This window comes from Gordonia sp. 852002-10350_SCH5691597 (genome assembly GCF_001665715.1).
In the GTDB taxonomy this organism is placed as follows: Bacteria; Actinomycetota; Actinomycetes; order Mycobacteriales; family Mycobacteriaceae; genus Gordonia; species Gordonia sputi.
Genome location: NZ_LZMO01000213.1, coordinates 1 through 14,716, shown reverse-complemented (window position 1 = coordinate 14,716; position 14,716 = coordinate 1). Strand labels below are relative to the sequence as shown.

13 protein-coding genes are annotated in these 14,716 nt (G+C 66.5%); 9 read left to right on the top strand and 4 right to left on the bottom strand.

The features are described 5' to 3' along the window. Positions 1-16: 16 nt before the first annotated feature. Positions 17-910 carry a TrmH family RNA methyltransferase gene (locus A5777_RS15480; protein WP_082933694.1) on the top strand — a complete coding sequence of 298 codons (894 nt, stop codon included), beginning with the start codon at positions 17-19 and terminating at the stop codon, positions 908-910. Then, on the top strand, positions 907-1,257 hold the full coding sequence (locus A5777_RS15475) for a DUF2537 domain-containing protein (protein WP_231895084.1): 351 nt from the start codon (positions 907-909) through the stop codon (positions 1,255-1,257). The genes A5777_RS15480 and A5777_RS15475 overlap by 4 nt, the downstream gene beginning before the upstream one ends. Positions 1,258-1,310: 53 nt before the next feature. On the opposite strand, the gene A5777_RS25835 is transcribed toward A5777_RS15475, so the two are convergent. From A5777_RS25835 to A5777_RS15455, 4 genes are all read right to left on the bottom strand, one after another. Continuing rightward, complete coding sequence (locus tag A5777_RS25835; RefSeq protein ID WP_064863312.1) at positions 1,311-2,549, bottom strand: DUF6928 family protein; 1,239 nt, start codon at positions 2,547-2,549, stop codon at positions 1,311-1,313. 12 nt (positions 2,550-2,561) lie between these two features. After that, on the bottom strand, positions 2,562-3,521 hold the full coding sequence (gene sepH / locus A5777_RS15465; RefSeq protein ID WP_064863313.1) for a septation protein SepH: 960 nt from the start codon (positions 3,519-3,521) through the stop codon (positions 2,562-2,564). A 207-nt stretch (positions 3,522-3,728) separates the two neighbouring features. Then, complete coding sequence (gene serC / locus A5777_RS15460; protein WP_064863311.1) at positions 3,729-4,874, bottom strand: phosphoserine transaminase; 1,146 nt, start codon at positions 4,872-4,874, stop codon at positions 3,729-3,731. A gap of 56 nt (positions 4,875-4,930) precedes the next feature. Next, positions 4,931-6,058 (bottom strand): citrate synthase 2, encoded by a 1,128-nt coding sequence (locus A5777_RS15455; protein WP_005206634.1) that lies wholly within the window; start codon positions 6,056-6,058, stop codon positions 4,931-4,933. Between the two features lie 185 nt (positions 6,059-6,243). On the opposite strand from A5777_RS15455, the gene pdxH reads away from it, so the two are divergent. From pdxH to adhP, 7 genes are all read left to right on the top strand, one after another. Beyond that, positions 6,244-6,939: a pyridoxamine 5'-phosphate oxidase gene (gene pdxH / locus A5777_RS15450; RefSeq protein WP_051993886.1), complete on the top strand. Its 696-nt coding sequence runs from the start codon at positions 6,244-6,246 to the stop codon at positions 6,937-6,939. Between the two features lie 662 nt (positions 6,940-7,601). Continuing rightward, entirely contained in the window at positions 7,602-7,895 is a 294-nt protein-coding gene (locus A5777_RS25480; RefSeq protein WP_231895083.1) for a hypothetical protein, read from the top strand. 126 nt (positions 7,896-8,021) lie between these two features. Beyond that, complete coding sequence (locus tag A5777_RS15440) at positions 8,022-9,434, top strand: hypothetical protein (protein WP_064863309.1); 1,413 nt, start codon at positions 8,022-8,024, stop codon at positions 9,432-9,434. Between the two features lie 5 nt (positions 9,435-9,439). Beyond that, positions 9,440-10,156 carry a hypothetical protein gene (locus tag A5777_RS15435; protein WP_039855927.1) on the top strand — a complete coding sequence of 239 codons (717 nt, stop codon included), beginning with the start codon at positions 9,440-9,442 and terminating at the stop codon, positions 10,154-10,156. Between the two features lie 54 nt (positions 10,157-10,210). Next, a complete protein-coding gene (locus tag A5777_RS15430; protein ID WP_005206629.1) occupies positions 10,211-11,503 on the top strand; it encodes an MFS transporter in 1,293 nt (430 codons plus the stop codon). A 55-nt stretch (positions 11,504-11,558) separates the two neighbouring features. Then, positions 11,559-12,644 carry an isopenicillin N synthase family dioxygenase gene (locus A5777_RS15425; protein WP_064863308.1) on the top strand — a complete coding sequence of 362 codons (1,086 nt, stop codon included), beginning with the start codon at positions 11,559-11,561 and terminating at the stop codon, positions 12,642-12,644. 400 nt (positions 12,645-13,044) lie between these two features. Next, positions 13,045-14,106, top strand: coding sequence for an alcohol dehydrogenase AdhP (gene adhP, locus A5777_RS15420; protein ID WP_005206626.1), 1,062 nt, complete (start codon positions 13,045-13,047; stop codon positions 14,104-14,106). Positions 14,107-14,716: the final 610 nt, after the last annotated feature.

Genomic DNA, 14,716 nt, shown 5'->3' with positions numbered 1-14,716 from the left:
CGGCAGACTGGACCGCGTGTCCGAGCCTGTTTCAGCCCCGCCTCTGGCGGCCTCAACACCCTCTCTGGCGGTCGACGTCATCGACATCGACGACCCCACCGACCTGCGCGTCGACGACTTCCGCGACCTCAACTCCGTCGACCGCCGCCCCGACCTGCCGACGCTGCCGGGCGGCCGTCCGGGCAAGGGGCTCGTGATCGCCGAGGGCGTGCTGGTGGCTCAACGCATGATCGCGTCGCGGTTCACCCCGCACGCCTTTCTGGGCGTCGACAAGCGACTCGGCGAGCTGTCCGACGACCTGCGGAACCCGAGCTTGTCCGGGGTGCCGTTCTATCGTGCGAGCGCCGAGGTGATGGCCGAGATCGTCGGATTCCATCTCAACAGGGGAGTGCTGGGCGTGGCGCGCAGACCAGCCGCATTGGAGGTCGACGACGCGCTCGCGAACGCCACGACCATCGCCGTGCTCGAGGGCGTCAACGACCACGAGAACATCGGCAGCATCTTTCGCAACGCGGCGGGCCTCGGCGTCGACGCGGTCCTGTTCGGTGCGGGCTGCGCCGATCCGCTGTATCGACGCTGCGTACGCGTGTCGATGGGCCACGCACTTCTCGTGCCGCACGCGCGATTCGACGACTGGCGCGGCGCGCTCGACCTCCTCGCCGATCACGGCTTCACGACGGTCGCGCTCACTCCGCGCGAGTCCGCGGTCCCGCTCGCCGACGCGGTCTCCGCCGACAAGGTGGCCGTACTCGTCGGAGCCGAGGGTCCCGGCCTCAGCGAGACCGCCATCCGGGGCTCCCACGTCGCGGCACGCATTCCGATGAGCAGGGGCACGGATTCGCTCAACGTCGCGACCGCAGCGGCGATCGCCTTTTACGAGCGTGTCCGATCAGGGACGATAGATCGGTGAGCCTCGCCGAGTTCGACGACCCGACCGCGCCAGCTCTGTCGTCGGTGGGAATGGACCGCGGCGAACCGACGCCGTGGGCGAGCGGACTGTTCGTCGCGACGACGTGTGCGATCTACTGCTCGCTACTCCTCGTCGGCCTCTACACGCTCGTCGCCGACATCACGCCGTGGTCGGCGGCAGCTCGCTGGATCGGAGTCACCGTAACGATCCTCGTCGCGGGAGGACTCGGCTGGACACTCTGGCCATTACGCGACCGACCCGTGTGGCGGTGGATCGTGTGGGGCTCGATGATCGGTTTTCTCGCCGGAGTCGGGTCGTCGATCGCGCTGGCGTTCCTGAACCCCTGACCTGGACCCCTGACCTGGGCTGCTGGTCGGCCCGACTGTCCTACCCGAACGGCCTATTTATCGGCGCCGAAGCCGAAATACCGCGCGACGCGGCGCGTCCAGCCGGCCGACTCGTCGACGTACTCGCCTTCTGCGGGTAGCCCTGCTTGATCGACGTTCGCTGCTTCGACGTTCCCTGCCCCGCCGACACCATTCGACGACACCGACGGAACCGGCGCGGTGACAGCATCTTCCACGGCCGCGGTTCCCGGCGCGTCACGCGGCCCGAACTCGAGCGCTCCTGGCCGACTCGCCCCAGGCTCGACCACTCCAGGCTCGACCACCTCGGCATCGACGACCTCGGCCTCGACCACGGGTTCGTCCTGCCCCTCGGCCCCCGTTCCCACGGCCCCAGCCCCCTCCACCGGTGCCGAAGCGATCGGTTCGGCGATCGGGATGCCGACGGCGGGCGTGTCCCCGGGAACCGGAGCAGGCGCCTCAGGCGGAGAGTCGACGACGGGCCGCGGTTCCGGCGCAGGCTCGGCCTGCAGTGCCTGTTCGCGCGCGCTCGCCGCGGCTGCGGTTGCGGCAGCGGTGGCCGCAGCGGCCGTGGTGCTGGCCTCGCGGTAGCGCTCGTCGTCGGCCTCGGTCGGTTCGTAGTCTGCGGGCCGGATGGCGAATCCGGTGACGGGAATCGTCAATGGCTCCAGGTCGCTCGGTGCGAGCGGCCGGGTGAACCGGAACCCCAACCACTCTCGGTTGCCCTGCTCGGCGAGCTGCTGCGGATGGAACGGCAACGCCAGCGGATCGGGTGCGACACCCGGTGCGTACCGCAGCGGATGCTCACCTCCCCAGAACGGCTTCTCGAACGGGTACGGCAGGCCGTCGTCTTCGATGATGCTGACGGGATCAGCGGCAAACGAGCGTCGAAGCGTTCCGCCTTCCCACCGAGCGAAAACGCCTGTCGCAGATTCGGGTTCGGTGTAGAGCAGTACTGCCGCGGCGCTCTCGGGAATCGACGCCGCGGTGCGAATGGTCTCGACGGTGCGCGTCAAAGTCGACGGCTTCGACGTCGCGAACAGCGAACACGACACCACGGTCAGTGGGCCGTAGAAACCCGCGTACACCTGTGAGTCGTCGGAGTCCATCGCCGCGGCGAGGTTGGTGTCGACGGACGGGACGAGGACGCTGTCGCCGTAGATTGCCGACGCCAGCTTCTTGGCCGCGTCGACATCGTTGGTGACGCCGGATCGGAGAACGTCGACGGGAGTGTCGGTGTCGATGAACCACAGAGTGACTGCGCGTGCGGACATGGAGGCCGGTGCTCAGCTGTTCCCGTTGCTGCGCACGCCGAGCAGCACGTCTTCCCAGGCGGGCACTGCGGGCTTGCGTGACTTGCGACGACGATGCTCGGTCGGCTTGTCGTCGGTGCTCGACGTCGACGTGTCTGGGCTCGTGGGTGCGTCCTGAGTGCCGCGGTCGGTGTCCGTGGCCGGGGCTTCGTCGACGACCGTCGGCTCCTGCGCGGCGTCGTCGTCGATCCCGAAGTCGAGGGTGTAGGTGTCGCGCTCCACCCGCACCTCGACGTGCCGCGAGCGCTGAGCCCCGATCAACGCGTTGGCGTCGAAAGTGACTTCCTCGTGGTCGTCGTCGGCGGGCGTGATCGTCGGAGTGCTCACCGGGATGAGTCGACGTCGCGGTTCGATGGTCTCGGGGTGGATGAGCTCCTCGGCGAGATCGTCGAGCGGAACGGCGGTTCCGCCGTGCGAGCCGGGAGAAAAGCGCCAGTGCGCATGATGCTCGGTGTGCCCGACCTGCCAGTTGACCTGAACGACCCACTGACCGTCGTCGCCCTTCCAGGCGTCCCAGGTCGCTTCGTTGGGGTTCTGGCCGTACGCGGCGAGTCCCTCGGTCACCGTGTCGCCGAGCGTCTCGGTCGACGGTCCGTCGTGGCGGATGGGGTGGGCGAGTGCGCCGAGTTCGGTCGCGCGCTGACGTTCGAGCAGCACCGGGTGGGCGAAGCGCTCGATCTTGTCCTTCGGCACTCCGGCGACTGCCGCGACCTCCTCGACACTCGCGCCCGCACGGATGCGGGACTGGATTTCTCGGGGGCGCAGCGACGATTCCATTTCAATCTCGATCTGTCCGAGGCGGGAGAGGTCACCGCGGGCGGCCGCGCGGAGCCGCTCGTCGGCGTCGAGCTTGAAACGCTCACCGGATTCGGTGTCCTGGCAGATGACATGCGAGCCGTCGACGTCGACGCCGACGACCCGAAGTTCACGCATCATCTGCTCCTCCTCTGGTGGCCATGAGTGCGGGCATTGTCGTCAGGTTAGACCACAGACACGCGTGGGACGGTCGGGACACGCGGCAAATCCGCAGGTCGCACCCAAACGTGCGGCCCTGCAAGCGCCAGACGCGGCCCGAACGTGCAAACGCGGTCGGTGTACCAACCGCGTCTGCCAACTCGAGCCGCGTCTGTGCGGAAAACGTCAGAGCTTGCCGACGACGTAGTCGATCGCGGCGGTCAGGGTGCTGACATCGTCGGGCTCGATCGCCGGGAACATGCCGATGCGGAGCTGGTTGCGCCCGAGCTTGCGGTACGGCTCGGTGTCGACGATCCCGTTGGCGCGCAGCACCTTTGCGACCTGCGCGGCGTCGACGTCGTCGGTGAAGTCGATCGTTCCGACGACCTGGCTGCGCAGCGCCGGGTCGGCGACGAACGGTGTCGCGAACTCGCTGGCCTCGGCCCACGAGTACAGGCGCGAGCTGGAGTCGGCCGTACGCGCGACGCACCAGTCGAGTCCGCCGTTGCCCAGCATCCACTGGATCTGGTTGTCGAATAGCAGCAGCGTCGCGAGTGCAGGCGTGTTGTACGTCTGGTTCTTCGCGCTGTTGTCGACGGCCGTCGGCAGCGACAGGAACTCCGGGCACCAGCGATCGGTGTGGGCGATCTGGTCGATGCGCTCGAGGGCAGCGGGACTCATCACCGCGATCCACAGGCCGCCGTCGGAGGCGAAGCACTTCTGCGGTGCGAAGTAGTAGACGTCGGTGTCGGCGATGTCGACCGGCAGGCCGCCTGCGCCCGACGTGGCGTCGATGGCGATCAGCGCGTCGTCGGAGCCCGCGGGACGGACGACGGGCACAGCAACACCGGTCGACGTCTCGTTGTGGGCCCACCCGATGAGGTCGACGCCGCCGAAGTCGTCGACGGTCAGAGCCGCCGGATCCGGTGCGGTTCCCGGATCGGTGGAGATCACCGCGGGGGAGTCGAGGAACGGCGCCTTCTTGGCGACCGTCGCGAACTTGGAGCTGAACTCGCCGTAGGTCAGGTGCAGCGAACGCTGCTTGATCAGGCCGAACGCCGCCGCATCCCAGAACGCAGTGGTGCCGCCGTTGGAGAGCACCACCTTGTAGCCCTCGGGCAGCGAGAACAGGTCGGCGAGACCCGCGCGGATCGAGCCGACGACGTTCTTCACCGGCGCCTGGCGGTGGGAGGTGCCAATCACCGACGCTCCGATGTCGACCAGAGACTGCAGTTGCTCGGGGCGCACCTTCGACGGTCCGCAGCCGAACCGGCCGTCGGAGGGCAGCAGCTCTGCGGGGATGGTGATGGATTCGATGGCGACGTCGCTCATGCCCGCAATTCTAGGGATGTGGTGCCGACCACTGCGTTCCGCCCCTCCCCGCGCGCTTACAACCCCGGTTTGACGACGTCGCCCCACCCCTCGACGTCCTCGGGTCGACGCGGCGCGGGACCGGTGTAGAGCGCCGCGGGGCGGACAAGCTTGCCGAGCTGCTTCTGCTCGAGAATGTGTGCGCACCAGCCGGCGGTGCGCCCGCAGGTGAACATCGCCGGCATCATGTGGGGTGGTACCTCGGCGAAGTCGAGGATGACTGCCGCCCAGAATTCGACGTTGGTTTCGATGGCCCGGTCCGGGCGTCGCTCGCGCAGTTCGGTCAGCGCGGCCTGCTCGAGTGCGGCGGCCACCTCATAGCGCGGGACGTCGAGTTCCGATGCGGTGCGGCGCAATACGCGTGCTCGCGGGTCCTCGGCTCGGTACACGCGGTGCCCGAAGCCCATCAGCTTCTCTTTGCGGTCGAGGATTCCCCTGACCAAACCTCTTGCGTCACCGGTCTTTTCGACCTCTTCGATCATCGGCAACACCCGCGCCGGTGCGCCGCCGTGTAGCGGTCCCGACATCGCTCCGATGGCTCCCGAGAGCGACGCCGCGACGTCGGCTCCGGTGGACGCGATCACCCGCGCAGTGAAGGTCGATGCGTTGAGTCCATGCTCGGCTGCACTCACCCAGTAGGCGTCGATCGCCGCGATGTGTTTCGGGTCGGGTTCGCCCTTCCACCGCGTCATGAATCGGGCGGTGACGGTCGGGCATTCGTCGATAATCCGTTGCGGCACTGCGGGTTGGTGGATGCCGCGTGCCGATTGCGCGACGTACGAGAGCGCCATCACCGACGCGCGCGCGAGGTTGGCGCGTGCGGTGGCGTCGTCGATGTCGAGCAGTGGCTGGTAGCCCCAGATGGGGGCGAGCATGGCCAGCGCGGCCTGCACGTCGACGCGGACATCGCCGGTGTGGATGGGCAGCGGGAATGGTTCTGCGGGCGGTAGTCCGTCGCCGAACCGGCCGTCGACGAGTAGGGCCCATACATCGGCGAAGGTGACGGCGTTCTCGACCAGATCCTCGATGTCGACCCCGCGATAGCGCAGGTTACCGCCGTTCTTGTCCGGTTCGGCGATCTCGGTCGTGAAGGCGACGACGCCCTCGAGTCCCGGTACGAAGTCGTCGGGAATGCTGTTCGCCACAGGGGCCACCTCTCTCCACGCAACACCGTGGGAAGTGCGTGGCGCGGGGCTGCGGCGCCACCCCAGCACTCTAGGTCACTCCATCAGGTGCGGCACAGCGGGACGCCTCTCCCAATGGGCGGTGACGGGTCGGGTCGGGGAGTACCGTCGGCGTCGTGGACAACGACCCCATCGACCTGCCCGGTATGCGCGTCGGTTACGGCGGCGGCATCCCACCCAACGTCGGCGACGGCGATCGAGCGGCTGGCGCAGACGGGGTGCGGGACAATCTCGATCCGAGCTGGCTCGACGGTGAGCCGCCGTGGCTCGAACTGTTCATTGTGTGGTTGCGCGAAGCCGTTGCCGCGCGCATCCCCGAACCCAACGCGATGGTGCTCGGAACAGTCGACGTGAACGGACTTCCGGCCACACGGACCGTGCTGTGCAAGGGAGTCGACGCCGGGGGCGTCGTGTTCTTCACCGGGTACGAGTCTGACAAGGGGCACGACCTCGCCGCCAACCCTTTTGCCGCCGTGACGTTTCCATGGATCGCATTGGAACGACAGGTTCACTTTCGCGGGCCTGTGACCAAGGTCAGCGACGCCGAGACGCAGGCGTATTGGAACAACCGCCCGCGCGGCTCTCAATTGTCGGGTTACGCGTCGGAACAGTCACGCGAGATCGGTAGCCGTGCCGAGCTCGAAGCCAAGGCGGCGTCGGTCGCCGAGCAGTTCGGCGGATTCGACGACGGCGATCCAGTACCCACGCCGTCGAATTGGGGTGGGTACCGAATCGAACCGGTCTTCGTCGAGTTCTGGCAGGGCCGAGCCAACCGACTGCACAACCGGGTGCGGTTGACCATGATCGACGGTTGCTGGCGGTCGGCTCGGTTGCAGCCGTAGAGCTTTCGCCAAGGTCACAGGGGCGGGAGCCAAGCGGGCGGTACGACAAGACCCATCTGCCGGTCCACAGGGGACCGTGTTTTCGTGACCAAGTTCTTCGCATGCGTTAAGCTTCGCGGCAGCATGTTCGGGGAGTGGTTGCGACAGTTGGGGAGGGCTGGTTGAGCGAGAGCGATCTCGAGCAGTGGTTTGCCGACCTCCCGCCGTGGCCTACCTCGGGTACGACTCCGATGCACGAACTCGCGCGCGAGTCGTCGAGTGTATTGGTGGCCTCGAAAGTCGCCGGTTCGGATACCGCTTCGTCGAGCGAGGAATCCGGGTCAGCCTCTCCCTCGCAGGAGCTCGACGCCTTCCTCACCTCCCAGGCCGAACGCTTGCGCGAGGACACTCGCCAGAAGCGAGAGAACGCGGCAGGTCCGCGCACCTGGCACAAGAGGCGAGGAACACTCGTCGGCGCGGGGGCAGGGATCCTCGTAATCGCGGTGATCGCAACTGTTCTCGGTGTCGCTCTGTCGGGGTCCGACGAACGCGAGTCGACCACTGCGCGGCCGTCGCCAGTCGGTCCGACAGAAAGCACCACTGCGTCTATCATATGCCCTGCCAGCGTGAATGGCGCCGTGACCACGGGAGCTGGTGCGGGAGACCAGAGTTCGGGCCCCAACGTGATCAAGGCGTTCAACTATGCGTATTACGTCGACAAAAGCGCTCAGAAAGCCAAAGCTGTGACGACGCCGAACGCGGTCGCTGCTGTCGATGTCATGCAGAAGTTCATCGACCAACGCGGCGTCGGCACCAGTCACTGCCTCTCGATCACTGATCAAGGGAACAACACCTATGGTGTGACGCTCACCGAGACTCCGCCGAATGGCGGGGCGCCGATCGTCTACCAGCAGACCATCAGTACTGTGCAGGCCGGTGGCAAGTACTGGATCACGTCGATCAAGTCTGAAAACTGATTTTCAACGCCACTATTCGGGGTTCTCGGTCTCAGGTCGAGAAGTAATGAGGGGGACAACGCGACGATGACACGGTCAGCCAAGAACCGGACACGCGAAGCAGCATTGGACGTACGCCGACCTTCGATGAAGACGGCGGTCACCTCTGCGGTTCTTGTCGCCTCCATCGCGACTGCGTTGGGTGCCGGTTCGGCGGCAGCTGTGGAACAGGGCGGAACGAACCCCAACGATTCCGTGCCGCAGCAGGGTGGCACCGCGCCGACCGATACCGCACCCCAACAGGGCGGTACGGCTCCGACGCCGGCGCCCGAACCATCCGCGCCGATCAACGTCCCCGGTGCTGGTTCGATCCCGGCCCCGCCCCAAGAAGCTCCTTACCAGCCGTACACCGCTGCCCCGCAGTATGAGGAGTCGGGCTACACCGACCCCGGCTACAGCACGTACTACAGCCCCGTACCCGACGCGCCGCTCCAGGCGCCGAAGCCCGTTGCGCCGGTGCGTCCGATTGCGCCGCCGCCCAACAAGATTCGCGTCGGAAACTTCGTGACCGACATACCCGACGGCATGTCGGACAAGGATGTCAACTCCATCAACGCGTGGTCGGCCTACGGTGAGGCCAAGATCGCCCAGAACCTGATCTCCCTCGGCGTGCCGAAGGACAAAGCGTCGCGTCAGGCCGCGGCCACGATCATCGGCGTGGCCATCGGTGGTACCGCAGGTGCTGCCGCCGGTGTCATTCCCGGAGCGCTTGTCGGCGTGCTCCCGGGCGCAGCGGTCGGTGCGGGCGTCGGTGCCGGTGTCGGCGCCGTTGCCCTGACCCCGGTTTCGGTGCCCGGCGTGGGAACACTCTCGGGGGGCGCCGTCGGCGCTCTCATCGGCCTCCCGATCGGCATGGCAGGCGGAGCGGCAGCAGGCGCTGTCGGCGGAGCCGCCCTCGGCGCGACGATCGGCGGCACCATCGGTGGCATCGCCGCGTACACGCTCGGCGCAGGCGATCCGGGTGCGCACCCGCAGGAGCCCTGGAAGCTCGACGAGAACGGAAATCCCAAGCAGCCCAAGCACGCCAAGCCTGAGCCGGTCGATCCCAGCATCAACCAGTTCGAGTTGTCGGTTCCTGCTGAGTCAGCCGCCGAACAGGGGCTGCCCGGCGTCGACTACGTGGTCAACTATCGCGGCGATGTCAACGTGAAGGTTGGCAACCAGACCACCACGTGGTCGGCAGAGCAGGCGCAGGCGCCGTACAAGGCACTCGGGCCGCTCGGCGCTGCGCTCGAGAAGCACTTCCGCGAGCTGACCAAGCAGATGACGGGCAGTCTCGACGCTCAGGTTCCCGGCTCCGAGGTCAACTGGCCCCAGGAGGCCGTGGGTCGCCACGCACTGCCCGACGATGCAGCGGCCACGGAAGGCGTTGCGGCACAGTCGACTCCGGTGGCAGCGACAGTCGACGCCCCGGCGGACGCGACCAAGACAGACGTATCTCAGTCCGACGAAGCAGCACCCGCCGTCGCCAAGGTGGGTCGGCACGCAGCAGGCCGCTGATCGACATGTCCGACACCAGCGTGCAGGGAGCAACTCAACAGGCGGCCGCGATGCCACACGCGGTCGTCGTGGTGGGCTCTGCCGGTGGTGTCGGAACGTCGGTGATCTCAGCTCTTCTCGCTGAATATCGAGCGGCGACGACGCTCGGCGCCGCGTCGTGGTGGGTTGACGCATCGGGCAACGACTGCGATATCGAGTTGCGGCTACAGGGACGTGGCGACCCGTCGTTGCTGCGAAGCGAACTCGGTACCGGCCTCCACCTCGCCGCCGAAGGAGCATCGGTGGTCGACACGGTCGAGGAAGTCTGGGGCAACGGCGCCGTGCCGGTCGTCGACGCCGGTGCGCGTCTACTCACATCACTTGCCGATCTCACCGACGACGTATTGGTCGACAAGGTCACGCCGGTGATCGTGCTCAATGTACGGCCTGATCTCCTCAACCGGGCGCGCCCGTTCTTGTCCGAGTGGCACAAGGCGGGCGTGCTCGAACGGTCCGTCGTCGTGCTCAACAACCCCATTCCGCTACCGAATCAGGCGTCGCTCCGGACACTGCTGATCGACACCGTCGGCGCGAGCGTGGCTGCCGTCGTCGGATTCGACTACGAGCCGGTGCTCGGCAGCGGGCTGGCAATGGGCCGCGTTGCGCAGGAGAAGTTCCTCCCGGCGACATGGGTGTCGTTGCAGGCTCTCGCGCAGGCGACGCAGGGCCCGGCCGCCCAGTAGGTAATACGCCAACGGGATTCACTCGCTGGTAGTACGTGTCGCTAAACTGCTTCGGTGCCCCGCCTGCTCGCCGATACGACGCCTCTGCGCAATATCTACTTTCGGCGTCTCTGGGTGGCGAACATCGTCACCGTCATCGGCGCTCAACTGACGATCGTCGCGGTACCGGCCCAGATCTACACCATCACAGGCAGTTCCGCATATGTGGGACTCACCGGACTCTTCGGTTTGGTGCCACTCGTCATCTTCGGTCTGTGGGGCGGGGCGCTCGCCGACGTGCTGGATCGTCGAATCTTGTTGATCTGCACCACGATAGGACTGATCGCGTGCAGTGCGGCATTCTGGGCGCAGTCGGCCTTCGGTGTCGGGAATGTCTGGATTATCCTGTCGCTCTTCGCGATTCAGCAGGCATTCTTCGCGGTCAACCAGCCCACGCGTACGGCAGTTCTGCCGAGACTGCTTCCCGACGAAGAGTTGCCGGCAGCGCTGTCGTTGAACATGACGGTCATGCAGGCCGGCGCGATAGCCGGGCCGCTCGTCGGTGGCGCACTGATCCCGATACTCGGCTATCCGCTCCTCTATCTCCTCGACACCATCTTCCTGGTACCGACGCTCGCGGCAGTCGTGATGTTGCCCGCGCTGCGGCCACTCAGTGGCGACGCGCCCAAGGTGCCCGGGCTTCGCTCGGTCATCGACGGTCTGCGCTATCTCGGGGCGCACAAGATCCTGATGGTGTCGTTCGTGGTCGACCTCATTGCCATGATCTTCGGTATGCCGCGGGCGCTGTTTCCGCAGATGGCCCACGAGAACTTCGGCGGGCCGATCGACGGCGGCTGGGCGTTCGCGCTGTTGTTCGCATCAATCCCTGCCGGTGCCGTGATCGGCGGTGTCTTCTCCGGATGGGTGAGCCGCGTCCAACGGCAGGGCCTGGCTGTCATTGTGTGCGTCATTATTTGGGGCGTCGCGATCGCCGGTGCGGGTATCGCGGTGGGATTTGCTCATGGTCGCGCAATGCCGTGGCTCCCGGTTGCCCTGGTGCTGCTGATGATCGGTGGTGCCGCCGACATGGCGTCGGCGGCATTCCGTCAGTCGATCCTGTTGGCCGCGGCCAACGACGACGTGCGCGGTCGACTGCAGGGCGTGTTCATCGTCGTCGTCGCCGGTGGTCCGCGAATCGCCGACGTCGTGCATGGCGCGGTCGCGGTGTCGATCGGCGTCGCACTCACCACGACCGGTGGTGGTGTGCTCGTCGTGATCGGCACAGTCCTTGCCGCGCTTGTGGTTCCGGCATTCGTGCGATATCGCATCGGGCGCACCATCACCGAACGGGCCGAAGGCCAGGGCTGAGCGTCGAGATCGTCGACGATGCCCTGACCAGCGGATCAGAGATTTCGATGCCAAGATGGAGCGCATGACTGTCACCGTCGGGGAATCGCGCAGCGGCTTTCGTGTCCCGCTCATCGACATCACGCCGTATATCGCGGGCGGTAGCGCCGCCGACAAAGCCGTCGTCGCCGCGCAGATCGACGACGCCGCCAGTTCGGTGGGCTTCATGCAGATTGTGGGGCACGAGATTCCATCGGCCGTGATCGACGAGTTCACCGCGGTGCTCGACGATTTCTTCGCGCTACCCCTCGACCAGAAGAAGGCGTATCGCACCCCGCCGGAGATCAATCGCGGGTACGCGCCGCCGAAGTCCGAATCACTCTCGTTGTCGCTCGGCGTCGAATCAGCGAATCGCATGAACGACTTCTTCGAGGCATACAACGTCGGCGTCGAAGCCAAGGAGTACCCAGATCTCGAGCTCCCCGACGACCAGTACGCCGACAACACCTGGCCGCAGGTCGACCACTTCGAGGCCGCGGTGTCGACATACTTTGCCGAGGCTCGACGGGTCGCGCACACCCTGACCAAGATCTTCGCCGACGCCCTGGACCTCCCGCCCGACTTCTTCGACGGCTACACCGACCACTCACTCGACGTGCTGCGCATGAACAACTACGCGCTGCCGCCCGGCGAGGTTGAGCTCGACGGCGAGCTGACGGGCATGGGGGAGCACACCGACTACGGCATCGTCACCGTGCTCTGGGCCGACCGGGTGCGCGGTCTGCAGGTGCTCGACGGCAACGGACAGTGGCACGACGTCGCTCCCGAGGACGGGGCATTACTGATCAACCTCGGTGATCTGATGGCCCGCTGGACCAATGAGCGCTGGATGTCGACGCTGCATCGGGTCAAGCCGCCGATCGTCGACGGGAGTATCGAACGCCGACGCTCCGCCGCCTACTTTCACGACGGCAACATCGACGCGACGATCTCCACACTTCCGTCGTGCGTCGGCGCCGGAAGCCGGTACTCGCCGATCACGGTGGGCGAGCACATCGGTGCGAAACTCGCCGGATCACGTGCAGGACAAGCAAATCCGTACGCCAAACGTGAAGCTGCCCGAGTCCAGCGTGCGATGCAGCGGGGACTCGGGCAGCAGTAGATCGCTCACGGCCGGTGTCCGGTGGTCAAGGGCCGCGGTCGGACTTGTCAGGGAACGATCACCCAGCCGCCGAACCCGTAGCCCTGAAGAACTCGTACCGGAGTGTTCAGCGCGTACGCACCGATCATGACTTGGACTGCGCCCGAGCCCGTACGCAGTTCGAGCGACTGGGTCTCGCCTGTAGGGTTTCGGGGTGGCAGAACTGTAACGAACCGCGCGGCGTCGTGCGTATCGCTGATATAACGGCATTGAGGGTACGTGTGTCGGGTGGGTCGGCGGATCGTCGCCGGCGGCAAGGACGTGGGCGTCATGCGAATCCTCTGGGGCGGGATAAGGACGATACGGCTGATGCCACCGCGTCCGAACGTCGAGACGTGCAAAGACCGTGCAGGAGAGCACAATGACCACATCCTCGCAAACCCCTTCGACGATGCGCGCAGCCGTCGTCCATGACTTCACCAAGCCGCTGACTGTCGACTCGATCGACGTTCCGACTCCCACTGGAAACGAGGCGCTGGTGCGCGTCGATTACACGGGCGTCTGCCACACCGATCTCCATGCGGCGCACGGAGATTGGCCCGTCAAGCCGGAGCCGCCCTTCGTGCCGGGCCATGAGGGAGTCGGGACCGTCGTTGCTGTCGGCGACGACGTTACCCGTATCAAGGTGGGCGACGTCGTCGGAAACGCGTGGCTGTGGAGTGCCTGCGGCGAATGCGAATGGTGCGAAACCGGTTGGGAGACACTGTGTCCTAACCAGAAGAACGGCGGGTACTCGGTCGACGGTTCATTCGGCCGCTATATGCTCGTCGACTCACGCTACTGTCCCATCATCCCGTCAGGTGCCGATCTCGCCGCCGTCGGCCCGATCCTGTGCGCGGGCGTCACCGTGTACAAGGGACTGAAGTGCACCGACACCAAACCCGGTGAGTGGGTGCTGATTTCCGGTATCGGCGGACTCGGGCACATCGCGGTGCAGTATGCGATCGCGATGGGTCGTCGGGTGGCGGCCTTCGACGTCGACGACGAGAAGCTCGAACTCGCCCGCCATCACGGCGCCGAGATCACGGTCAATGCCGCGACGTCTGCCGACCCGGGCGCCGAACTGCAGGAGGCCACGGGTGGCGGCGTTCACGGTGCACTCGTCACGGCCGTCAACAAGCACGCGTTTCCGCAAGCGATCAGCGCGCTGCGTCGCGGTGGGACCGTCGTCCTGGTCGGTCTTCCGCCGGATCAGTTCCCGCTCGACATCTTCAGCACGGTGCTGCTCGGGTTGACCGTGCGCGGCTCGATCGTCGGAACCCGCAAGGACATGAGTGAGGCGCTCGATTTCTACGCGCGGGGCAAGATCACGCCCACCTACTCGGTCCGCAGTCTGACCGACATCAACGCGGTGTTCGACGAGATGGAGCACGGCAAGATCGAGGGCCGCGTGGTGATGGATATGGCCAAGGACGCCGGCTGAGCGCCGTTGTTTGGAACGGCTCCGGCCACCGCACAACGTGTTCGACGCGTCGCGGGCGCACTCATATCGAGAAATGTGTGTCGTATCGAAAGATGTGGGTGCTGCAGCACACATATCCTTCGGTTCGACACACATCTAGCCTGGCCGTGATGCTGCCGTGCATGCGGGTCGCAAGGTCTGGCTGGAGCCGGGGTGCGTACACAATCGTGACGTGAGCGGGGCGCCGAGGAGATTATTGTCTCGGCGTCGCGCTGACGACCGAGTTGTGTACGCGCGCTGCGGTGTGAGGGTTTGGTGGGCGTCGGGCAAGGTGTCGCACGGGGTCCGATCAGCGGGCCGGGCGCCCCGCTGGTCGAGCCTGTCGAGATCACCCGCCGCGCCCAGTGGTCTCGACCTGGGTGCTCGCTGCGCTCGCGCCCGCTCGACCAGCGGGGGCTGCCGTTTCGCAGTCGGGCCCGGCCCGCTGGTCGGAGCCCACCCGCTGATCGAGCCCCAACCCGCTGATCGAGCCTGTCGAGATCACCCGCCGGGCGCAGTGGTCTCGACCTGGGTGCTCGCTGCGCTCGCGCCCGCTCGACCAGCGGGGGCGGCCGTTTCGCAGTCGGGCCCG

Bases quoted from the DNA above. Each gene is read 5' to 3' on its own strand.
- A5777_RS25835 (WP_064863312.1), bottom strand. From the start codon at position 2,549: ATGTCCGCACGCGCAGTCACTCTGTGGTTCATCGACACCGACACTCCC.
- sepH (WP_064863313.1), bottom strand. From the start codon at position 3,521: ATGCGTGAACTTCGGGTCGTCGGCGTCGACGTCGACGGCTCGCATGTC.
- serC (WP_064863311.1), bottom strand. From the start codon at position 4,874: ATGAGCGACGTCGCCATCGAATCCATCACCATCCCCGCAGAGCTGCTG.
- pdxH (WP_051993886.1), top strand. From the start codon at position 6,244: ATGCGCGTCGGTTACGGCGGCGGCATCCCACCCAACGTCGGCGACGGC.
- A5777_RS15440 (WP_064863309.1), top strand. From the start codon at position 8,022: ATGAAGACGGCGGTCACCTCTGCGGTTCTTGTCGCCTCCATCGCGACT.
- A5777_RS15435 (WP_039855927.1), top strand. From the start codon at position 9,440: ATGTCCGACACCAGCGTGCAGGGAGCAACTCAACAGGCGGCCGCGATG.
- A5777_RS15425 (WP_064863308.1), top strand. From the start codon at position 11,559: ATGGAGCGCATGACTGTCACCGTCGGGGAATCGCGCAGCGGCTTTCGT.
- adhP (WP_005206626.1), top strand. From the start codon at position 13,045: ATGACCACATCCTCGCAAACCCCTTCGACGATGCGCGCAGCCGTCGTC.